This window comes from Janthinobacterium sp. LS2A (assembly GCF_036543145.1).
Classification (GTDB): Bacteria; Pseudomonadota; Gammaproteobacteria; order Burkholderiales; family Burkholderiaceae_D; genus Janthinobacterium; species Janthinobacterium aestuarii.
Genome location: NZ_JAZHPB010000011.1, coordinates 50,325 through 72,156, shown reverse-complemented (window position 1 = coordinate 72,156; position 21,832 = coordinate 50,325). Strand labels below are relative to the sequence as shown.

21 protein-coding genes are annotated in these 21,832 nt (G+C 64.3%); 7 read left to right on the top strand and 14 right to left on the bottom strand.

The annotated features are described in order from the left end of the window. Positions 1-11: 11 nt before the first annotated feature. Positions 12-770, bottom strand: a complete 759-nt coding sequence (locus V3C40_RS25100; RefSeq protein ID WP_331778813.1) for a phosphatase PAP2 family protein — start codon at positions 768-770, stop codon at positions 12-14. A gap of 141 nt (positions 771-911) precedes the next feature. On the opposite strand from V3C40_RS25100, the gene V3C40_RS25095 reads away from it, so the two are divergent. Then, on the top strand, positions 912-1,136 hold the full coding sequence (locus V3C40_RS25095) for a hypothetical protein (RefSeq protein WP_010396348.1): 225 nt from the start codon (positions 912-914) through the stop codon (positions 1,134-1,136). Between the two features lie 107 nt (positions 1,137-1,243). On the opposite strand, the gene V3C40_RS25090 is transcribed toward V3C40_RS25095, so the two are convergent. From V3C40_RS25090 to V3C40_RS25075, 4 genes are all read right to left on the bottom strand, one after another. Then, positions 1,244-2,344 (bottom strand): AI-2E family transporter, encoded by a 1,101-nt coding sequence (locus tag V3C40_RS25090; RefSeq protein ID WP_331778812.1) that lies wholly within the window; start codon positions 2,342-2,344, stop codon positions 1,244-1,246. An 89-nt stretch (positions 2,345-2,433) separates the two neighbouring features. Beyond that, entirely contained in the window at positions 2,434-3,624 is a 1,191-nt protein-coding gene (locus tag V3C40_RS25085; protein WP_331778811.1) for a DUF1501 domain-containing protein, read from the bottom strand. Between the two features lie 11 nt (positions 3,625-3,635). Beyond that, the gene (locus tag V3C40_RS25080; RefSeq protein WP_331778810.1) at positions 3,636-5,180 is read right to left on the bottom strand and encodes a DUF1800 domain-containing protein; all 1,545 of its coding nucleotides are present in this window, start codon (positions 5,178-5,180) and stop codon (positions 3,636-3,638) included. Between the two features lie 96 nt (positions 5,181-5,276). Continuing rightward, positions 5,277-6,182, bottom strand: coding sequence for a LysR family transcriptional regulator (locus tag V3C40_RS25075; RefSeq protein ID WP_331778809.1), 906 nt, complete (start codon positions 6,180-6,182; stop codon positions 5,277-5,279). Between the two features lie 172 nt (positions 6,183-6,354). Between V3C40_RS25075 and V3C40_RS25070 the strand changes: the two genes are divergently transcribed. Continuing rightward, positions 6,355-7,371 (top strand): zinc-binding alcohol dehydrogenase family protein, encoded by a 1,017-nt coding sequence (locus tag V3C40_RS25070; RefSeq protein WP_331778808.1) that lies wholly within the window; start codon positions 6,355-6,357, stop codon positions 7,369-7,371. Here the strand turns inward: V3C40_RS25070 and V3C40_RS25065 are convergent, their stop codons facing one another. Both V3C40_RS25065 and V3C40_RS25060 read right to left on the bottom strand, forming a co-directional pair. Further along, positions 7,372-8,646, bottom strand: a complete 1,275-nt coding sequence (locus V3C40_RS25065; protein WP_442907313.1) for a glycerate kinase type-2 family protein — start codon at positions 8,644-8,646, stop codon at positions 7,372-7,374. Between the two features lie 32 nt (positions 8,647-8,678). Further along, entirely contained in the window at positions 8,679-10,004 is a 1,326-nt protein-coding gene (locus tag V3C40_RS25060) for an MFS transporter (protein WP_331778876.1), read from the bottom strand. A 146-nt stretch (positions 10,005-10,150) separates the two neighbouring features. Here V3C40_RS25060 and V3C40_RS25055 point away from each other — a divergent pair, with 146 nt between their 5' ends. Further along, a complete protein-coding gene (locus tag V3C40_RS25055; protein WP_331778807.1) occupies positions 10,151-11,314 on the top strand; it encodes a sugar diacid recognition domain-containing protein in 1,164 nt (387 codons plus the stop codon). Between the two features lie 45 nt (positions 11,315-11,359). Continuing rightward, positions 11,360-11,713 carry a YnfA family protein gene (locus tag V3C40_RS25050; protein WP_070304116.1) on the top strand — a complete coding sequence of 118 codons (354 nt, stop codon included), beginning with the start codon at positions 11,360-11,362 and terminating at the stop codon, positions 11,711-11,713. On the opposite strand, the gene V3C40_RS25045 is transcribed toward V3C40_RS25050, so the two are convergent. Together V3C40_RS25045 and V3C40_RS25040 are read right to left on the bottom strand one after the other, a co-directional pair. Further along, positions 11,714-12,115, bottom strand: a complete 402-nt coding sequence (locus V3C40_RS25045) for a tellurite resistance TerB family protein (protein WP_034759008.1) — start codon at positions 12,113-12,115, stop codon at positions 11,714-11,716. Positions 12,116-12,179: 64 nt separating this feature from the next. Beyond that, positions 12,180-13,142, bottom strand: a complete 963-nt coding sequence (locus V3C40_RS25040; protein WP_072456397.1) for a TerC family protein — start codon at positions 13,140-13,142, stop codon at positions 12,180-12,182. 159 nt (positions 13,143-13,301) lie between these two features. Between V3C40_RS25040 and nhaR the strand changes: the two genes are divergently transcribed. Then, complete coding sequence (gene nhaR / locus V3C40_RS25035; protein ID WP_319993257.1) at positions 13,302-14,201, top strand: transcriptional activator NhaR; 900 nt, start codon at positions 13,302-13,304, stop codon at positions 14,199-14,201. A 6-nt stretch (positions 14,202-14,207) separates the two neighbouring features. Here nhaR and V3C40_RS25030 read toward each other — a convergent pair whose 3' ends face one another. After that, positions 14,208-15,218 carry a zinc-binding alcohol dehydrogenase family protein gene (locus tag V3C40_RS25030; RefSeq protein ID WP_442907312.1) on the bottom strand — a complete coding sequence of 337 codons (1,011 nt, stop codon included), beginning with the start codon at positions 15,216-15,218 and terminating at the stop codon, positions 14,208-14,210. 98 nt (positions 15,219-15,316) lie between these two features. Here V3C40_RS25030 and V3C40_RS25025 point away from each other — a divergent pair, with 98 nt between their 5' ends. Both V3C40_RS25025 and V3C40_RS25020 read left to right on the top strand, forming a co-directional pair. After that, positions 15,317-16,237 carry a LysR family transcriptional regulator gene (locus V3C40_RS25025; RefSeq protein ID WP_331778806.1) on the top strand — a complete coding sequence of 307 codons (921 nt, stop codon included), beginning with the start codon at positions 15,317-15,319 and terminating at the stop codon, positions 16,235-16,237. An 83-nt stretch (positions 16,238-16,320) separates the two neighbouring features. Beyond that, positions 16,321-17,661, top strand: a complete 1,341-nt coding sequence (locus tag V3C40_RS25020; protein ID WP_070304120.1) for a chloride channel protein — start codon at positions 16,321-16,323, stop codon at positions 17,659-17,661. Here V3C40_RS25020 and V3C40_RS25015 read toward each other — a convergent pair. From V3C40_RS25015 to V3C40_RS25000, 4 genes are all read right to left on the bottom strand, one after another. After that, on the bottom strand, positions 17,651-18,100 hold the full coding sequence (locus V3C40_RS25015; RefSeq protein WP_257620499.1) for a MarR family winged helix-turn-helix transcriptional regulator: 450 nt from the start codon (positions 18,098-18,100) through the stop codon (positions 17,651-17,653). The two genes, V3C40_RS25020 and V3C40_RS25015, sit on opposite strands and share 11 nt — an antisense overlap. A gap of 124 nt (positions 18,101-18,224) precedes the next feature. Next, a complete protein-coding gene (locus V3C40_RS25010; RefSeq protein WP_331778805.1) occupies positions 18,225-19,337 on the bottom strand; it encodes a toxin-antitoxin system YwqK family antitoxin in 1,113 nt (370 codons plus the stop codon). Positions 19,338-19,484: 147 nt separating this feature from the next. Continuing rightward, on the bottom strand, positions 19,485-21,320 hold the full coding sequence (gene msbA / locus V3C40_RS25005) for a lipid A export permease/ATP-binding protein MsbA (protein WP_070304123.1): 1,836 nt from the start codon (positions 21,318-21,320) through the stop codon (positions 19,485-19,487). Positions 21,321-21,428: 108 nt separating this feature from the next. Then, on the bottom strand, positions 21,429-21,812 hold the full coding sequence (locus tag V3C40_RS25000) for a hypothetical protein (RefSeq protein ID WP_034759028.1): 384 nt from the start codon (positions 21,810-21,812) through the stop codon (positions 21,429-21,431). Between the last annotated feature and the right edge of the window lie 20 nt (positions 21,813-21,832).

Genomic DNA, 21,832 nt, shown 5'->3' with positions numbered 1-21,832 from the left:
ACAGTTTCCCCTTATTTGGTTTGCCGGATATGCCGGCGCCGGCGCAGGGTCGACACGCCGGCGATGCAGATGGCCAGCCAGCCATAGCTTTCCGCCATGGCCGCCAGTACATCGCTCAGGTAATGCGCGCCCAGGTAGATGCGGCTGAAACCCACCAGCGCCGCCATCAGGAAAGCGCCCAGCGCGATGGCGATGCGCTTGCCCCAGGCGCCCGGCGCCGTCTGGCAAATCAGGTAGGCGGCCAGCAAGCCGTACAGGGCTGTCGAGGTGGCAGTATGGCCACTCGGAAAGCTGTAGGTGCTCAGGGCCGTCTGCAGGATGGGCTCGTCAAAACTGGGCCGCGCGCGGACAAAAATGTACTTTAGCAGCAGGTTCAAAAACATGACGCCCGGCATGGTGATGACGAGGGTAAACAGCCAGTAATCGGCGCCCTTGCGGTGCAGATACCAGCCCAGCAAGACGGCCAGAGTAATGGCGCCGATCACGCCATGCATGTGCGTAACGACCAGCAGGCAAGTGGTGATCCACGGCACGGCATGCTGGTTGAACCACTGCGCCACCTGCAAGTCGATTACGGTAATTTGCTGCATGCCCATGACGGCTTCGGCGATCTCGTGGAAGACGACGATGGCCACCAGCATCAGGACCACGCCCACCGTCATATGCAGGCCCAGCTCGCCCTCGGGCGACAGGCGCGCCTCGACGAAGCGGCGCAGTTTCGTGGTCCAGCCCGTGGTCATGCCCATGTCATTTTTCTCTTGCAAACTCATCTCTCTTTCCTGTTCCCGGTGATGATCAAAAAAACCACACCAGTAAAAAAATACTGTTTATTCATACAGTAGCTGTGTATTCATACAGTAGTTATGCTATTCTGATGACTCGTTCAACACATCTCCCTCAAAGGAATTGTCATGGCAACATTGAATAGCGGTTTTGGCTCACGGTTCGGCCTGGAATACGCCCCAAGCTCTTTCCTCGTCCGCATGGGCAAGCGCGAAATCCTCGTCTGCCGCGACTTCCGCAAGCGCTACTACACCGTCAATCCCCTGATCGAGTGCGGTACGGGCATCGAGCCGGGCTATGTTGAAGTGCTGCTGATGCGCCGTTGGTTGCTCATTCTATCCAAGGCACATTAAGAATGACTTTAAAACAAGGTACTCGTACCCTGTTGTAAAGTCAGCTCCGTCCGGCCACGCCGGGAGCGCGCCAGTACCGGCCAGCGGCAACGCTGGCCGACCCCTCATTACTGTGTGCGTTCCGGTGCGGCCGGGCTGGCAGGTGTTTGCACTGGCAGCGTCGTGTCAAACACGTTCGCTTCGTACCAAAGCGTGACGAACAGCACCATCACGACGGGGCCGATGAACAGGCCCACGAGGCCCAGGGTTTCCACGCCGCCCAGAATGCCGAACAGTACGGCCAGGAAAGGCAAGCGGGTGGCGTTGCCGATCATGCCGGGGCGCACGAAATGGTCGGCCACGAATAGCACCACGGTGCCCCACGCGGCTACGCCGATGGCGGCGCCCACACTGCCCTGGAAGACCAGCAAGGCGGCCGCACACAGATAAGCGAGCGGCGCGCCGAACGGGATGATGGCCAGGATGCCCGTGGCAAAGGCCCACAGGGCCGGCGACGGCAAGCCGGCGATGGCGTAGGCGATGCCGATCAGCACGCCTTCGGCCAGGCCCACCAGCACCAGGCCGTTGACGGTCGCGCGGATGGCGGTGGGAATTTTTTGCGCATAGCGGCCCCACCGTTCGGGGCGCAGGAAATGGCTGCCGACGGCCGTGATCTGGCGCGTCAGCGCTTCGCCATCCTTGTAGAAGAAAAACAGGCATAAAAACGCCAGGCCAAAATCGACCAGGCGGTGGAACACGTCCGCGCCCAGCACCTTGAGCATGTCGCGCGCGGAATGAAAGCCGCCCACGGCGCTGCCCGCAAAGAAGTGGCCGAGGCCGTGGGGCTGGCTCAAGGTCGCTTGCCACCAGTCGCCGATGGCGCTGCCGGCCAGCGGAATATGCGCCACCCAGTCCGGCACGGGCAAGCCGTCCGTATTCGCATGCACGACGAAATTGGCCAGCACGGGCACTTCGCGCGTCGCCTGCGCCACGCCGAACAGCACGGGAATGATGAAGATGCAGGCGAACGCCAGGGTCAGCACGGCCGCCGCCACGATGGGGCGCTGCCCCAGGGCCGCGCGCGCGCGCAGGTACAGGGGCCAGGTCGCCACGCACAGGATGCCGGCCCACACGAGCGGCAAAAAGAAACGCTGCATGACGAACGCCGTCACGGCGATCAAGGCCAGGGAAAAGCCTGCGCTGACAATATCGCGCTGGGTATCGTTCATGCCACTCCATTCGTGCCCGGCGCCATGGAGCGCCAGTATTGGCTACGCGCCGGTTGCGCAGGCGTAGCGTAACACGGCGGCATTCCGCTTTAGACGAGGCCCAGTTCCGCAGGCTTGACGCCGGCAAACACGTGGTCAAGCTGCGCGGGGGTCAAGCCGAAGGTGCGGCGCAGCAAGCCGCCCAGCACGGCACGGTATTCATTGAGCACGGGCATGTCGCGGTTCTGGAACAGCGTCGCCTGCGAAATCGCCACCTGTTCGCCCGCCACCTGCTTGCCTTTGATGCCGCCGCCCAACACCCAGAACACGCTGCCGTGGCCATGGTCCGTGCCGCGGTTGCCGTTTTCGCGGAAGGTGCGGCCAAATTCGCTGACCACGACGACGACGGTATTGCGCCACTCGCTGCCCATTTCCTGCGAGAACGCGGCCAGGCCACGCCCCAGCTCATCGAATCGCCCCGCCAGGTAGCCGTTCGCGCCGCCCTGCCCCACGTGCGTATCCCAGCCGCCCACGTCGACGAAGCCCAGGTTGTATTTGTCCTTCATCAAGCGGGCGATACGCTGCGCCTCCAGTTCAAATCCCTTGGTACTGATGGCGTTGCGGTTGGCCGCCTGCATCTCGCCCGTCAATTCCTTCGTCACATCGTCGCGCACGGCAAAGCCCGCACTGACCGGTTGCTGCAGGGGCGTGCCCCGGTACATAGCGGCGATGACCTGGCTTTGACGCGCATCAATGCCCGACTTGCCCACCGAGCGCAGCGCCATGTTCGGTACCTGTACGCCGCCTTGAAAGATCAGCGGCAGCTGGTCCGTGAAGGAAATGGCGTGATTGCCTTGCTGCTTATTGAGGCTTTGCGCCAGCCGGTTCAAAAAGCCCGAGCGGAAATCGCGGCGCCCGCCCAGTTCCTGTCCCAGCTCGATGCTGTCCTGCGTCTCGAAGTGGCTGCGCGTCAAATCCGTCGTGCCCGCAAACGGAATGAAGGCCGCCTCGCCACCCATAAACATGGGATAGATGGTTTCGCGCAAGGCCGGATGCAGGGCCCAGTCGGTCGTCAAGGCCAGCGCGCCGTTTTCCTCGCCCGGTTTCGCGATGGCGATATTCGGCCGCGAGGCATAGTAAAAATCGCTGCCGATGGGCACCAGCAGATTGTTTGCGTCATAGCCGCCGCGCAAAAAGACGAACAATAGCTTCGCATTTGTGGCGGGCGCGGCCAGCAAGCTGCCCGCATGCGACAACAACGGCGCGGCGGCCAGGGCTTTCAACAAGTCACGACGGTTCATGACAATTCCTTTCAGCGGTGCATCATTTCGGGCGACGAGAGCAGGAAGGTATTCCACTCCTGCGGCGAAGCGGCCTGCTCCAGGGCCTGCCGCGTGGCCGGGCTCAAGGTCGGCTGCAGCGACTGGTAATACAGGGCGCTGGCCAGTTGGGGAAACGCCACCTTTTCCTGCGGCTGCGGGCCATCCGTCTTGAACAGGCCGGCGCTGCCCGAGCCGATGGTGCGGGCGATATCGAAGCGCGTCGTCATCTGGCCTGGGCTGGCCCAGGAAGCGTCCGTCAGAGGATAACCGTCCGGCGTCTGGCGCCCGTACAGGGGCTGGCCCATGCGCGAGAGCCAGCTCAGCATCGGGCCCGCATTCAGGATGGGCTTGTCGTCATAGCTGAGGCGCACGGCCGACACCACGTAATGCATGGGGTCCTTGAATTTCTTCCCCAGCGACTGCTTGAATTCGGGACTGTTGAACATGGTTTGCAGCACGTCGGCGATCATGCCGTCGCTCTGCTGGAAGGTGGCCGCCATGCGCGCCACCAGAGGCGCGGGCGGATTGTCGCCGACGAAATACTGGGCCAGCTTGCCGCTGATGAAATGGGCGGTGGCGGGACTGCGGCTCAAACGATCCAGCGCTTCATCGAGCTCGGCCAGACCCCGGCCCTTCACCGTTTGCCCGAGGAATTGCTTGTCGCCGTAATCGTGGCGGTTCGGATTGAATTCAAACAAGCCCCGGCGCACGTATTGCGACTGCAGCGCCGGTTTCACCTTCGGCGTATCCGGCCCCAGGTTCACGCCCACGCCGGTCAAGATGCGCGCCAGTTCCTGCACGTCCGTCTGGCTATAGCCGCCGTTCACGCCCAGGGTGTGCAGTTCCATCAGCTCGCGCGCATAGTTTTCATTGATGCGCTTGGCGGCATTGGCTTCATTGTCCAGATAGCGCAGCATGGCCGGATGGTGGACGGTCGCGCCCAGCAAGTCGCGGAATTTTCCCAGCGCGTGCGGCGCGATGGCGTTCGCCTCGTAATCGCCGACCATGGCGCGCAAGTTGTGCTTGCCCTGGTGTACGCTGAAATGGTTGAGCCAGAACCAGCTCAGCTGCTGCTGCAGCTGATTCGGCGAATACACGTCAAGCAATAGCGAACGCGTGGCCGCTTCGCGCGCCAGACGGTTGAGTTCTTGCTGGTAATCCTTTTGCGCCTGCTGCTTGGCCATGTCGTCCATGACGGCAGCCGACTCCTTGCGCTTTTGCTCCACGGACATGACGAGCTGATCGAGGGGCACCTGGCTGATCGTCATGGCGTCGATCTGGGCCTGCACGGCGGATGGCAGGCTGGCTTTACCCGGGTGCAATTGCGCCTGCAGATAACGCTGCCAGCCTTGCGCCTGCATCTGGCGCGCGCTGCCGGCGTTCACGCCCCAGCTGACCCTTTCCAGCAGGGCAATGTCTTGCGCGGAACTGGTCTGCGCGCGATGATCGGCCTGGACGGCAGGTCCGGTGGCGGTGCAGCCGGCCAGCAACAGCAGGGAAATCAGGGTTGTCGGCAACAGTCGGTTGGGGGTCATGGCGGTCCTTCAAGCGGTTTCAACCAGAATGCCTGAGGGTACGCCCAGGTTGACCTGCGCATGATTGCCATTTGCAACGAGTTGTAATCAATAATGTTATTTGTGCAATTCCGCGCACTTGTCGCGCAGGAAATCGCGCAGCTGCAGCACCAGCGGCGTCACCTGCGCCCGGTGCATGCACAGCAGTTGCAAGGGCGCGGCCTCGCCCGCCACCTCGGGCAGCAGCACGTGCAGGCGGCCGGCGGCCACGTCGCCGGACACGTCGAGCCGCGACTTGTAGGCGATGCCCAGGCCTGCCACGGCCCAGCGGCGCACCAGGTCGGCATCGTCGGCGCTGCGGTTGCCGCTCACGGCTATCGTCACCTGCTCGCGCTGCGGCAGGCGGTAAAAGGTCCAGCGGTCGTGCAAGCCGTCTTCCAGCGCGAAGCGCAGGCAATTGCGCTGCGACAAGTCTTCCAGCACCAGCAGGGGTCCATGTTCGCGCAGGTAGGCGGGCGACGCCACCAGCACCCGGTTGTTGGCGGGCGCGATGGGCATGGCGACCATGCTCGAATCGTCCTGCTGGCCATAGCGGATGGCCACATCAACTTGCTGGCGCACCATGTCGGCCACCCGGTCGCTGACGCTGAGCTGGTATTGCAGTTTCGGATGGCGCGACTGGAATTCATCGAGCCAGCCCAGCATCAGATTGCGGCCCAGGTCCGAGGGCATGGCAATTTTCAAGGTTCCGCCGAAACTGTCCTTGCCGGCCAGCAGCGCATCGTGGCCGGCGCGCAGCAGGCGCAAGGCTTCGCGCGCGTGTTCCAGGTATTGCGTGCCTTCCACCGTCAGGCTCAGCGAACGGGTCGTGCGGGCCAGCAGGCGCAAGCCAAGCTCCCCTTCCAGGCGCTTGACGGCGGCGCTGGCCAGCGCGGGCGAAATGCCGATCTCGCGCGCGGCCGCCGACAAACTGCCGCGGTCGGCCGTGCGCACAAACACCTGCAAGTCATCGAGTCGCAGCAATTTTCAGCATTCCTTTGAAAGTGTTTCGGTACGCGCCCCCTGTTTCCAGGGCGAGAAAATGGCCATGATACGTCAAGCCCCTATGGCCACGCCAACAATGGTGTCGGATTACGGTCCTTCGGACCTATTCCGACCTACGCCTACTCCATCACTGTTTTACCAAAGGAAGCACATGAAAACCATCGCCTACCACCACAGCCTGCCCATCACGGATGCCGACGCCCTGCTCGACATCGAGCTGCCCGTGCCCGCCGCCACGGGGCGCGACCTGCTCGTCGCCGTCAAGGCCATTTCCGTCAACCCCGTCGATACCAAGGTGCGCAAGAACCGCGCGCCGAAAGACGGCCAGCCGGAAGTACTGGGCTGGGATGCGGCCGGCGTCGTCACCGCCGTCGGCCCCGACGTGAGCCTGTTCCAAGTCGGAGATAAAGTCTGGTATGCGGGCGCCATCAACCGTCCCGGCAGCAACAGCGAATTCCAGCTGGTCGACGAGCGCATCGTCGGCCACATGCCGGCCAGCCTCGATTTCGCCCCGGCCGCAGCCCTGCCCTTGACCGCCATTACGGCCTGGGAACTGCTATTCGACCGCCTGCAGATCAGCCGCGACAAGAATCTCACCGGCAAGTCGCTGCTGGTGATCGGCGCGGCCGGCGGCGTCGGTTCCGTGCTCGTGCAACTGGCGCGGCAACTGACGGGCGTCACCATCATCGGCACGGCCTCGCGCGCGGAAACGGCGGACTGGGTCAAGGAACTGGGCGCCCACCACGTGATCGATCACAGCTTGCCGCTGGCGCAGGAAATCACGCGCCTGGGTTTGCCGCCCGTCGATTATGTGATCAGCCTGAACCAGACCGACAAGCATTTCGAGCAAATCGTCGAACTGATCGCGCCGCAGGGCAAGTTCGCCCTGATCGACGACCCCGAGCACATCGACGTGCGCAAGTTCAAGGGCAAGAGCGTGTCGCTGCACTGGGAACTGATGTTTACCCGTTCGCTGTTCCAGACGCCAGATATGATCAAGCAGCACGAATTGCTCGAGGAACTGGCGCAGCTGGTCGATGCTGGTATCATCAAGACCACCCTGGCCGAACGCTTCGGCACGATCAACGCGGCAAACCTGAAACGCGCGCACGCCCTGCTGGAAAGTAATACGGCGAAGGGCAAGATCGTGCTGGAAGGTTTTAATTAATCAGGTAATCAAAATGGCCCGGAAATCATTGACGTTGGTCAAGGTCGGGCCAGTGATCACGCTATCTCCCAGCGCCTGGAAGAAGCCGTGTCCATCGTTGTTGTCCAGGCTGTCGTGCGGTTTGATGCCTTGCGCCCAGGCCCGTTGCAGGGTGTCGGGCGCCAGGACCGCGCCGGCGATGTCTTCCTGGCCGTCGACGCCATCCGTGTCGCCGGCCAGCGCGTGGATGCCCTCGTGCCCGTCCAGCGCGATGCCCAGCGCCAGCAGGAATTCCACGTTGCGCCCGCCGCGCCCGTTGCCGCGCACGGTGACCGTCGTTTCTCCGCCCGACAGCAGCACGCACGGGGCGGGAAACGGCTGGCCCCGCGAGGCCGTTTGCAGCGCGATGCCGGCCATCACCTTGCCCACGTCGCGCGCCTCGCCTTCCAGGCTGTCGCCCAGGATATACGGCGTGATGCCGGCCGCGCGCGCCACGTCGGCCGCCGCTTCCAGGGCCATCTGCGGCGTGGCGATCAGGGTCGTGCGCGTGCGCGCCAGCCGTGGGTCATCGGGTTTCACGGATTCGCCGCGCCCGCTTTCCAGGGTCTTTCGTATGCTGTCCGGCAAGTCCATGCCATAGCGGCGCACGATGGCCAGCGCATCGTCGCACGTCGTGGCGTCGCCCACCGTGGGGCCGGATGCGATGTCACCGAGCTTGTCGCCAGGCACGTCGGAAATGGCCAGGGTCACCACTTGCGCCGGATGGCAGGCGGCCGCCAGGCGCCCGCCCTTGATGGCGGACAAATGGCGGCGCACGCAATTCATTTCGCCGATGGTGGCGCCCGACGCCAGCAACGCGCGGTTCAGCGCCTGCTTGTCTTCCAGGCTGATGCCGTCAAGTGGCAAGGCCAGCAGCGACGAGCCACCGCCCGAAATCAGACACAGCACGGTATCGTCAGCGTGCAAATTGCCGACCAGCTCGAGCATGCGCCGCGCCGCGTCCATGCCGGCCGCATCGGGCACGGGATGCGACGCTTCGACGATCTCGATGCGTTCGCATGGCACGGCATAGCCATAGCGCGTGACGACGAGGCCCGACAGCGGCCCCGGCCAGTGCCGCTCCACGGCTTGCGCCATGGCGGCCGACGCCTTGCCGGCGCCGATGACGATCAGCCGGCCCTTGGGCGCGGGCGGCAGATGGGGCGGTATGCAGTGCGATGGCTGGGCTGCGGCGATGGCGGCCTGAAACATGGCTTGCAGCAAGGCGCGCGGTGGCGGTGGCAGGGTCGTCATCATGGTCAATTCCTCCGGTTCGATCAGCGGTTCACTTAGCGATTAACGATGCGCGCGGGAACGCGCAGCACCAGTATGGCGCCCAGCAGCATCACTGCGGAAAGAATATACAGGGCCACGTCGGTGCCGCCCGTCGCATCCTTGATCCAGCCGACGAGGAAGGGGCTGACGAAACCGGCCACCTGGCCCAGCGAATTGATCAGCGCCAGGCCGCCGGCCGCCGCGGCGCTACCGAGAAACGCCGTCGGCAAGGGCCAGAACATGGGCAGGCCGGACAGCGCGCCCATGGTCGCCAGCGACAGGCCGATCAGGGCGACGACCACGTTGCCATGCGCCTGTGTCGCCAGCAGCAAGCCGCACAGCGCCATCAGCAAAGGGCCGCTCAAATGCCAGCGGCGTTCCTTGTGCTTGTCGGCCGAACGGCCTACCCAGATCATGAAGATGCTGGCGCACAGGTAGGGAATGGCGCTGACCCAGCCCACGGCCACGGGGCTGGCGAAACCGAGCGACTTGACGATGCTGGGCAGCCAGAAGTTGATCGCGTACACGCCCATCTGGATGCAGAAATACACGAGGCCCAGCATCCACACATGCTTGTTGCGCAGCACGCTGGCGAAGGTGTCGGCCGTATTCGCGCCGTTGCGGCGCTGGCGTTCGTCCTCGTCAAGGTCGGCGCGCAGCAGCTGCTTTTCTTCGGTATTGAGCCACTTCGCCTGGGCGATGCCGTCGTTCAGCAGCACGTACACGAGAAAGCCCAGCAGCACGGTGGGTATGCCCTGCAGCAGGAACATCCATTGCCAGCCGGCCAGGCCGCCGTGGCCCGCGAACGATTGCATCATCCAGCCCGACAAGGGGCTGCCCAGCAAGCCGGAAATGGGGATGGCCGACATGAACAGGCCCATGATGCGGCCCCGGCGCGACGCGGGATACCAGTTCGTAAAGTACAGCACGATGCCGGGGAAGAAGCCCGCCTCGAACACGCCCGTGATGAAGCGCAGCGAATAGAACGCGGCCGGCGTGGTGACGAACATCAGGCAGGCCGAGGCGATGCCCCAGGCGATCATCAGGGTACCGATGACCTTGCGCGCGCCCAGCCGGTGCAGCAGCAGATTGCTGGGCACGCCACTGGCCACGTAGCCGATGAAGAAAATGCCGGCGCCCAGGCCGTACACGCTTTCGCTCCATTGCAGCGCATCGAGCATTTGCAGCTTGGCAAAGCCGACATTCACGCGGTCCAGGTAATTGAACAGGTAGCAGATGAAGATGAAGGGGATCAGATGCAAGGTGACCTTGCGGTAGGCGCCTTCGCGCACGTGGTCCTGCGCGGACGCGCCGGCGGACAGGCTGGCGCCTGGATGGATGGTCATGGGTGTCTCCTGACTATTTTTTTATGGGATACGGCCAGCCCATCGTACAATCGCCGGCAGAAACAGTCATCGTGCGGATGCATGAAGAAATATGGTGTTTGATACGATGATTCCATGCAAATGCACAAGACGGACCACCCATGCCGAATATTGACCTTCCCCTGGCGCAAGACATCGTCCGGCGCACCATGCACATCATTCCCTTCAGCGTGAACGTCATCGATGCGCGCGGCGTGATCCTGGCCAGCGGCGATCCGCAGCGCGTGGGCGACCTGCATCCGGGTGCGCAACTGGCGCTGGCCCGGCGCGCCAGCGTGGAAATCGGCGCGGCCGACATGGCCAGGCTGCCGGGCACGCGGGCCGGCATCAACCTGCCCCTGACCGTGCGCGGCGAGATTTGCGGCGTGCTGGGCCTGACGGGCGAGCCAGATGCCGTGCGCCAGTTCGGCGAACTGGTGCGGGCCATGGCGGAAATGATGCTGGAGCAGGCGCGGCTGGTCAGCGAGTTGCAGCATGAAAAGCGCTACCGCGAGGAATTCGTGTCCCAGCTCGTCTACCGCACGGGCATTTCGGACGCCAGCATGCAGGCGTGGGCGGCGCGCCTGGCGGTCGATTTGCGCGTGCCGCGCGCCATGTTCGTGCTGGAAATACCGGATGCGGGCGAAGGCCCGGGCGAGCGGCTCGACCAGGTGCTGACGCAGCTGCAGCAAGTGCAGTCCGACCTGTCGGCCCGCTGGCCTTCCCTGCTGATGGCCGTCGTCTCGCCGGGCGAACTGGTGCTGCTCGACGCCTTTCCCGCCAGCGGCCCGCAGCAGGCGCGCGCGGCGCAAGCCAGGGAGCGCCTGCTCGAACTGCACCAGGTGGCACAGCAGGCGCTCACGCCACCGGCCACCCTGGCCATGGGCGTGGCCTTGCCGGGCCTCGATGGCGCCACGGCTTCGTATGAATCGGCGAAGCAGACGGCGCGCGTGGGCCGCACCCGCGATGGCGGGCACACTACTTTTTCCTATCTGGAACTGAGCCTGCCCGTGCTGCTGTCCGGCCTGCAAGCGGGTTGGCAGGCCGAGCAATTGCGCCAGACCCTGGCCCGTCTGCAGGCGCACGACCGCAAGTCGGGCACCCTGATGCGCACCCTGGCCGCCTGGTTCCGCCACCACAGCCACCCGATGGCCACGGCCAGGGCCCTGCACATCCACCGCAACACGCTCGATTACCGGCTGCAGAAGATCGCCGAACTGACGGGGCTGGACCTGGACGACACGGATGACCGCCTGCTGCTGTATGTCGCCCTGCAACTGAATTGACAGATGCCCGTCTACAATGTCGGCTGACCGCATAACAGGAATAGCATGAACGACACCATCGAATGGACCAGTCTTGCCCGCACTTTCGGGTTGTTTACCGTCACGGCCGTGGCCGAACTGCTGGGCTGCTACCTGCCCATGCTATGGCTGAGCAACAAGGGCAGCGCCTGGCTGCTGGTGCCGGCCGCCCTCAGCCTGCTGGTCTTCGTGTGGCTTCTGACCTTGCATCCGGCCGCCAGCGGGCGCGTGTATGCCACGTATGGCGCCATCTACATCGCCACGGCGCTGGGCTGGCTGTGGCTGGTGGACGGCGTCACGCCCGCCTGGACCGACATCGCCGGCGTGGGCCTGGCCCTGGCCGGCGCCGCCGTCATTGCCATGGGGCACAAGGCGCAGTAATTACGCCGCATGCCGGCGGAAGTTCGTTTCCGCCGACCACGCCGCGCTGGCGCGGGCCAGCAAGACGGCTTCGCCATCGGCCAGCCAGTCGTCCGCATCGGCGATCTTCCACATGGCTTGCAGCAGCTGGCGGCGCAAGTCCGGCTCGGTGATTTCATCAAGCAGGCTGTCGATCACGCCATTGGCCAGTTGCACGGCGCCATGCACGGTCGACGTCAGCATGTCGTCGCACAGGTCTTGCAGCAATTGCTGGAAGGCGGCCGGCTCAAGGTCGATATGCTCAAGGATCTTGCTGCGATGCATCGCTTGCAGCTCGGCGCTGGCCAGGTTGCCATCGACCACCATCATCAGGGCCAGGATACGTCCCGCTGCCTGGGGACTGTTCATTGCATAGGTACGCATAGTTCACTTTCCATTGTCAGTTTAAAAAGCGCGCCCCGCCATTGCAGGGCGCGCGGTACGGCATTTACTTCTTGTCGCTGCGGGTGATGAACACGCTGGCCACGCAGCTCGACACGATCAGGACCGCCACCACCAGCAACGACGCTTCCACCGGCACGTGGTACCACGGCATGATCAGCATCTTGGCGCCGATGAACACCAGCACCATCGCCAGGCCATACTTGAGCATGTGGAAGCGGTCAGCCACGTCCACCAGCAGGAAGTACAGGGCACGCAATCCCATGATGGCGAACAGGTTCGACGTGAAGACGATGAACGGGTCCGTCGTGATGGCGAAAATCGCCGGGATCGAGTCCACCGCGAAGACCAGGTCCGTCACCTCGATCAGGATCAGCACGAGGAACAGCGGCGTGACATAGCGCAAGCCACCCTTTGCCACGAAGAAACGCTCGCCGTGGTCGCCGTCGGCCACCCGCAAGTGGCGGCGGGCAAAGCGCAGCACGGGGTTGTTCGCCACGTCCGGTTCCGCATCGGCAGCCACCAGCATGCGCATACCGGTCACCAGCAGGAAGGCGCCGAACAGGTACAGCACCCAGCTGAACTCGCTCACTACCCACGCACCGGCCATGATCATCACGGCGCGCATGACGATCGCGCCCAGCACGCCATAGATCAACACGCGGCGCTGGTACTGGATCGGCACCTGGAAGGCGCTGAAGATCAGCAGGAAGACGAACACGTTATCGACCGACAGGGCTTTCTCGATCAGGTAGCCGGAGAAAAACTCCAGCGCCTTCTGGTTGGCGATCTCAGGACCGGCCGTGCCGTTCAGATACCACCACAGCCCGCCGTTGAACAGCAGGGCCAGGCTGACCCACACGAGCGACCACGTCGCCGCTTCCTTGACGCTGACCTTGTGTGCCTTGTTGCCGCCAAAGACGAACAAGTCCAGCGCCAGCATCACCAGGACAAAGGCGATGAAGCCGGCCCACATGGGTGCCGTCGCAATACTTTCCAGGCCGTTCATCGGCGGCCTCCGCAACTGTCTGTTTGTATCCAGAAGTCCATGACACTCTCCTTGCATGAATTGAGCAGCCATCATAGTCCGAATATAAACATCGAACAAATCGAATATAATTTAAGAATACATCGAAAAACTCGATGCATTAATCCCCCGGGAAAAACCATGTCGACACTCAACTTCAAGCACTTGCGCTATTTCTGGATGGTGGCCAAGACGGGCAGCATCGCGCGCGCGGCCGAGCAGCTACACCTGACGCCGCAATCGATTTCCGGCCAGCTCAGCGAGTTTGCCGACACCCTGGGCGTGGAACTGTTCCGCCGCAGCGGGCGCCAGCTGGAATTGACGGACACGGGCCGGCGCATCCTCAGCCATGCCGAAAGCATTTTCAACACGGGCGATGAATTGCTGGAAATCGTGCGCGACCAGTCGCGTACGACAACGACGACCTTCCGCGTGGGCTGCGCCGATTCCGTGTCGAAACTGATCGCCTGCCGCCTCGTGGAACCGGCGCTGGGACTGGCCGAGCCGCTGCGCATCATTTGCCGCGAAGGCCGGCTGGCCAGCCTGCTGGCGGACCTGGCCGTGCACCGGCTCGACCTGATCATGGCGGACCGTCCCATGCCGGCCCACTTGAGCGTGCGCGGCTTTAACCATTTACTGGGCGAAAGCGGCATGACCCTGTTCGGCACGCCAGCCCTGGCCGCCACGCTGAACGGCGGCTTCCCGCAATGCCTGGACGGCGCGCCGCTGCTGCTGCCCGGCGAAGACTTCGCCATCTACGGGCGCTTGCTGCAGTGGCTCGGCGACAATAATCTGCACCCGCGCATCGTCGGCGAGTTCGACGACAGCGCCATGATGAAGGCCTTCGGCCAGTCCGGCGCCGGCCTGTTCTTCGCCCCTACCGTCATCGCGCCCCAGGTGTGCGAGCAATACGCCGTGGTGGCGCTGGGCCGGGTCGATAGCCTCGTCGAGCAGGTGTATGCGATCACCACGGAACGGCGCTTGCGCCACCCGGCCACCATCGCCATCAGCCAGAGCGCGCGGCGCGAGCTGTTCGTGTAAACCCGTTCAGCCGCTGACGGCGATCTTGCCCGGCTGCCCGCCCCGCTCCAGCAGCGCATGCGCGCGCCGCAAGGTGGCCGCGTTCATCGGCGACAAGCGCTGCCGCAGCGTATGGCGCAGCACGCCCTCGTCCAGCAGCCGCGCCACGCGGTTCAGGATGCGGTGCTGCTCGATCATGTCTTCGGTGGCAAACAAAGGCCGCGTAAACACCATTTCCCAGTGCAAGGAGATGCTCTTGCCCTTCAGCGACGCCGCATCGAAAACATCGTGGTCGTCGATGACGGCCAGCTTGCCGTGCGGCGCGATGAGCTCCACCAGTTGCGCGATATGTTGCGCCGTGTGCGACAGCGCCGCGATATGGCGCACGGGCGCCACGTTCAATGCCGCCACCTGCGCCGACAACGGTTGTGTATGGTCGATCACGTGGTGCGCGCCCATGGCGCGGCACCAGTCGCCGCTGTCGCCGCGCGAGGCCGTGGCAATCACCGTAAAACCCGTCAGCTGGCGCGCCAGCTGGATCAGCAGCGAGCCGACGCCGCCCGCGCCGCCCAGCACCAACAGGCTGCCCCGCTCCTGCCTGTCGCCAGGCGCGATGGCAAAACGCTCGAACAGCAGCTGCCACGCCGTCAGCGCCGCCAGCGGCACGCTGGCCGCCTGCGCAAAGTCCAGGGTCGCCGGCATACGCCCCGCGATGCGCTCATCGACCAGGTGATATTCGGCATTCGCGCCCGCGCGGTCGAACGAACCCGCGTAATACACGGCTTGCCCCGGCGCGAACAGGGTCACTTCGCTGCCCACCGCATGCACGACGCCGGCCGCATCCCAGCCCAGAGTCGTGACGGCATCGGGTACCGTCACCAGCCCCGCGCGCACTTTGGTATCGAGCGGATTGACGCCGACGGCGCGCACCTGCACCAGCACGTCGCGCGGGCCGGGCACGGGCATCGGGCCTTCCATGTCGAACAGGCCGCCTTGTTCGTCCACACTGCTTCCTTTCTTGAAACCAATCATCTTCATTGCTTGCTCCAGCAGGTCAAAACCCCATGGTAAGCAGCCACGCGAGAAAGAGAAATATGCTTCAATGCGTTTCACACCTGACCAAACTGTCATGAATCATGCAAGACATCGATAATCTCTCCGGCGTGGCTCTGTTCGTGCAACTGGCGCAGGCGGGCAGCTTTGTCGCCGCCGCGCGCCAGGCCGGCATTTCGCCATCGGCCGTCAGCAAGAGCCTGGCCCGGCTCGAGCAGCGGCTGGGCACGCGCCTGTTCCAGCGCAGCACGCGTCAGCTGAGCCTGACGGCGGAAGGCAAGCTGTTCCTCGCGCGCAGCGAACGCATCCTGGCGGAAATGCAGGCGGCGCAGGAGGAACTGGCGGGCACGCTGGCGCCGCGCGGCCGCCTGCGCCTGGGCTTGCCGGAACTGGGCAGCGTTTTCCTGCCCGCGCTGGCTGATTTTTCCCAACGACACCCAGCCATCGCCCTCGACCTGGACTTTTCGGACGCGCTGGCCGATGTCGTCGGCGATGGTTTCGACGCCGTCATCCGCATCGGCGCACCGCGCGATTCGCGCCTGGCCGCCCGCAAGCTGGGCCAGTTCCGCTCCTGCCTCGTGGCCTCGCCCGCCTACTTGGCGCGCCACGGCACGCCCAGCCATCCCCTTGAACTGCAACAACATGCCTGCCTGCACTACCGCTTCCGCCACAGCGGCAAGGTCGAACAGTGGCAGCTGCGCCAGCAAGCCGAGGCGCCGGCGCCGGATTTGCCACTGTCCATGGTCTGCAACAACGTCGAAGCGCGGCTGCACTTCGCCCGGCAAGGCCTGGGCATCGCCTGGCTGCCCGACTTTTATGTGCGCTCCGCCATCGACGACGGCAGCCTCATCGAAGTGCTGAGGGACTACGCAATCACCGGGCATCCGGCCCACAGTTGCTGGCTGCTGTGGCCATCCGGGCCGCACCTGGCGCCGAAAGTACGGGCGCTCGTCGATTTCCTGGCCGAAACAGACATACTGTTGTCAGCCGCCCACGGAAGATGAGGCTCAAATACATTTGAGCAAATACATCTATATAATGGCAAGTCTCCCCGACGCCCTGCGCGCCCCTTCCTGGACTTGCCGCAATGAAGCACTTGCACGATATTCCCTCTGCCTTCAAGCATGAATTTGCCAACCCGCGCCTGTGGTGGTCGCGCGCCGTCGTCGTCGGCATGGCCGCCATCGCGGGGCTCGTCGTCGTCGGCTTTACGTGGCTGGCGGAGGAAGCGCTGGACCTGTTTCTCTTTTTTAACGGCAAGGCCTGGTGGTTCGCCCTGCTGTGGACGCCGGCCTGCGCCGCCCTGCTCGTCTGGCTGACGCGCCGCTACGCGATGGGCGCGGCTGGTTCCGGCATCCCGCAAGTGATGGCGACGCTGGACCCGGCCGTGGCGCCCGAGCAGCGCTCGCTGTTCGTGTCGCTGAAACTCAGCGCCGCGAAAATCGTCCTGACGGCGGGCGGCTTGCTGGGCGGATTGTCGCTGGGGCGCGAAGGACCGTCCGTGCAGATCGCCGCCGGCGTGATGCTGGCCGCGCGCCGCTGGCTGCCCCGTCACTCGCAGGTGAGCGCCCATTCCCTGCTGGTGGCCGGCGGCGCGGCCGGCATCGCGGCTGCCTTCAACACGCCGCTGGCCGGCGTCATGTTTGCCATCGAAGAATTGTCACGCTCGCCCGAGCAGCGCAACAGCGGCCTCATCGTCGCAGGTATCGTGCTGGCCGGCATGATGGCCGTGTCCATCCACGGCAACGCCACCCACTTCGGCATCATCCACCCGGGACCCATCGGCCTGGCGCTGGCCTTGCCGGGTTTACTCGTCACTCTGGTCGCGGGCGTGGCGGGCGGCCTGTTTGCGCGGCTGCTGCTGGCGTCCGCCCGGGGCAATCCGCTGGGAAAATTGTCTGCGTGGAGAAAAGGCCGGCCCGTGCTGTTCGCCGCCGTCTGCGGTGTGCTGGTGGCGGCCATCGGCATCGCCAGCCATGGCGCCACGTTCGGCAGCGGCACCGTGGCCACGCGCGCCATGCTGGAAGGCTCGTCCGACGTAGCGCCCGCCTTTGTTGCTTTCAAATACGTGGCGACGTGGCTGACCGTGTGGTCGGGCGTGCCGGCAGGCATTTTCGCGCCCTCCTTGGCCATCGGCGCCGGCATCGGCCACGATATCGCCGTGCTGCTGCACTACCCGCATGCGCCGGCCCTGATTGCGCTGGGCATGGTGGGCTTCCTGGCCGCCGCCACGCAGGCGCCGCTGACGGCGTTTATCATTGTCATGGAAATGGTCGACGGCCACGGCATGGTGCTGAGCCTGATGGCCTGCGCCGTCGTGGCCAGCACGGTCTCGCGCGTGCTGAGCGAACCGTTGTACGGGGCGCTGGCGCAGCTGCAGTTGCAGCGGCTGCCGCTACAGCCGACGGGCCGGGAAACTACATCGTAAACGGAAACGGCTGCATGCCCGCCTGCGTATCATCGGGGGCGACGACGGCCAGCAAGGCACTCAAACCCTGGTTCAGGTGGGCCAGGCTGGCAGCGTCCAGCTGGGCCAGGGCGCTGGGCAGCAAGCCGCGCGCCGGCTGCGGTGCGCCGGCGATCACGGCCTGCCCTTCCGCCGTCAGGGTCAGGGTCACCACGCGCTGGTCGGGCTGGTCGCGCGCCTTGCGCACATAGGATTTTTTCACCAGTGCCTCGACCAGGTTGCTGGCCGTCGTCTGGTGGATCGACATCTTGCCGGCCAGCTCGCCCATGCGCAGGCCCGGCCGCTCCAGCAATTCCTGCATCACCCACAATTGCGCGCCCGACACACCGCATTGCTTCTCGATCTGCGCCGAATGCCGCTGCGCCGCGCGCATGACGACGCGCATGTTTTGCAAGGCCATGCCCTGCGCCCTGGCTATCGCCGATACTTCCGCTTCCGCCACCATTGCCTCCAGTTATCCCGCCGGCTTCGCGCCTGCTGGCGGGCCGGAATCCGTACATGATACCTGCAATGGCGGCGCGGAACTAACTGCCTGTCACTGGCTGGCCATCCTGCCATGCCTGTTCCAGCACCAGCTTGCCGGCCTTGTCCCAGTGGCGCTCGATGCCGTGCTTCTTGCCGTGCTCGTACGGCACGATCTGCCGCAGGCTGCCGTCGCTGTACCAGGTTTGCAGCAAGCCGTGGCGCTGACCTTTGACGAACGGGGTCACGCTGGCGCGCACGCCGTTGGCATGCCATTCCGTTGTATCGCCGTGGTCACGCCCCTGCGCGTCTTTCTGCCAGGCAAACACGGGCCGGCCATTCGGGCCCCACGTTTGCAAGCTGAGCACGGCGCCTTTCTGGTACAGCGTCTTGTTCGACATGACGCCATTGCCATGGCTTTCAAACGACCAGTCGTCGGGCTGGCCGTGCACCCAGACAGTCTTGGCCAGCACCTTGCCGTCCTCGGCATACGTGACAAACTCGCCCTCGCGCTGGCCATCGACATACCGCCCCTTCCGGAACATCTTGCCATCGGCATAAAACGATTCCTGCACACCATCCATCTTGCCATTGCGTTGATACGAGCGGCTGCTGACGGCCCCGTTCGCGCCATACGACACGTGCTCGCCATCGGCCATCTCGTCGCCGTGATACAAGATGCGGCTCATCAGCTGGCCATTCTCGTGATACGTTTCCGAGATGCTGTCGCGCCCATTCGGCAGCGCCGTCACCTTCTGCTTGACCTGGCCGTTTTCAAAGTACACGCAGCCGCCGAGCAGCTCCTCGCCATGGTCATTGAAATAGGTTTCGCGCAGCAGCTGGCCATTCTCGTAGTAGTACTTGCGAAAGCGCACGAACTTCACCTGGCTCAAGTCCAGGTCGGTGGCATAGGTTTCAAAGGCCAGCACGCCCGGCGTGTCGGGAAATTCGAGCCGCACATGCCAGGCGCCCAGCGCCTCGTCGCGCACGGGCGGCGTACGCAGCGCATAGGTGGCGCGGCGCTGGTTGCTTGGCATAAAATTTTCATCCAGATACATAGTCTGGTCTTCCTCCTGTAGGGTTGGCGTTGGCGCTGCCTGCTGCTGCGCCGCCAGCGGCAAGGCTGCGCACAGCGCGGCGGCCAGCAGCCAGCGCATCGTTTGTCGATTTTTCATGTTGTTCCATTGTTCATGTTGCTTTGCGGCCACCATCATAAAGGCAAGCACCGTGCGCCATGGGCACGATTGCCGCCCCATGAAAAAAGGCCGGGACGGACCTGCTGGTCCGGCTCCGGCCCGGCGGATGCGCTGGCGCGCCACACCTCAGCCCACGCTGTCCTTGACGGGCGACAACTGGCTCGCATGCAGGCGCGCATACGCGCCGCCCTGCTGCAGCAAATCCCCATGGCTGCCCGATTCCACCAAGCGCCCGCCCTGCATGACGACGATGCGGTCGGCGCTTTCGATGGTCGACAAACGGTGCGCGATGACGATGGTGGTGCGGTTGCGCATCAGCACTTCCAGCGCGGCCTGCACCGAGCGCTCCGACTCCGTATCGAGCGCGCTGGTCGCTTCGTCCAGAAGCAAAATCGGCGCGTCCTTGTACAGGGCGCGCGCGATCGCCAGGCGCTGGCGTTGTCCGCCCGACAGGCGTGAACCGTTCTGCCCCGCCTGGGTGGAGTAGCCTTGCGGCAGTTGCATGATGAAGTCATGCGCATAGGCGGCGCGCGCCGACGCTTCGATGCGGGCCTGGTCCGGGGCCGGGTCGCCGTAGGCGATGTTCGCCGCCATCGTGTCGTTGAACAAAATCACATCCTGGCTGACGAGGGCGAACTGGCGCCGCAGGGCCAGCAAGGCGTAGTCGCGCACGTCGACGCCGTCGAGCAGGATCTGGCCGCCGCTGACGTCGTAGAAGCGCGGCAGCAGGCCCAGCAAGGTCGTCTTGCCGCCGCCGGAACCGCCCACCAGGGCCACCGTCTCGCCGGCGCGGATGTCGAGCGTGATATCGCTCAAGGCCGTGGGCGCATCGGGATCGTCGCTGTTGTAGCGGAACTGCACGTTCTGCAAGGACAAATTGCCCTGCACGGCCGCCGGGGCCACTGTGCCCGGGTCCGGTTCCAGCGGCGTATCGATCAGGCCGAAAACGGACTCGGCCGCCGCCAAACCCCGTTGCAGCGGCTCATTGATCTTCGTCAAATTCTTGATCGGCGACTGCATGGCCATCAAGGCGCCCATGAAGGCAACGAAGGCCCCTGGCGTGATGGCGCCGCTTTGCGCGCGCAGCATGGCGAAATAGATCACGGACGACAGGGTAATACCGACGAGCATCATGATGAAGCCGGAATTCATTGCCGACGTGGCCGCGTGCTTGACGGCCAGCTGGCGGTTGCGCTTGACGACGTCGACGAAGCGCGCCTGTTCGTAATCCTGGCCGCCGAAGATTTTCACGACGCGCTGGCCGGCGATGCTTTCGTCGAGCACGGACGTCAGCTCGCCCACGGCTTGCTGCGAACTCTTGCTTAAATGGCGCATGCGGCGTCCCGCCAGGGTCACGACGATGGCCACGATGGGCATCGACGCCATGCAGAACAGGGCCAGTTTCACGTCGATGCTGAACAGCAGGATCAAATAGCCGACGGTGGCGACGGAATCGCGCACCATCACGTTGAGCACGTTCAAGCCCGCCTGCGACACCTGACTGGCGTCGAAGGCCACGCGCGACTGCGTCAAACTGGTGGTGGTGGTGTCGAAGAAGCGGCTGGGAAGGCGCATGATGGTGGCGAACATTTTTTCGCGCAAATCGGCCTGCACCCGGCTCGATAGCCAGACGGAACCGTAATCGCCGGCAAAGCTCGACACCATGCGCAGCACGGCCAGGCCCAGGATGGTGGCGGGAATCACCCACAAGTCCACCTGCCCCGCCTGTGCCGGCAAGAAACGGTCGACCCAGCCCTGCAGCATGCCCATCACGCCGGACGCGGGCGCGACCTGCGTGCTGGCCGTCGTACGCATGGCGTCGACGACGTTTTGCAACTGGCGGATTAACAACACATCGGTGGCGGACGCCACGCCCACGGCCAGCAAGGTGGCGGCAACGATGGCGCCATAGCGGCGAAACTGGCCGGCCAGGCGGAAAAACAGGAGGCGACTTTGCTGCATGCAGGTGAGAAAAGTGAGGGTAAAGCGTGATTCTAACCGCTGCCAGACTTACCTAGAGGAAAGTCGCACCTTGCCGGTGCAGAACCGGCAAGGGAACAACACGGACGATCAGCTCTTCGCCACTTTCCACGCGGCCGCGCCGGCCTTGCAGACCTTCAGCTTGAGCGTCTGTTCCTGGCCCTTGGCGCTCAAGGCTACCTGCACCTTGCGGCACGTTTGCGCATCCGTTTTTTCCGTGTCGCTGGCCGTGATTTCGGCGGCGATGCGCACGGAATTGCGCAAGCCTTCATTACTCCATTGCACGGTTTCGCCATCCTTCTTGTCATTGAGCACGTCGGTGACGGCCTTGACGAAGACGGGCTTGTCGTTCTTGTTCAGGTAAGCCATCGGCGTATCGGCCAGGAAACCCAGGCCGACGGCGGAGGCGGAAGCGCTGAAGACGACGCTGCCGAAGATCAGGGCGGACAGCAAGGTGGCGGGACGAATACGCATGAAAAACTCCTAGTAAAAGT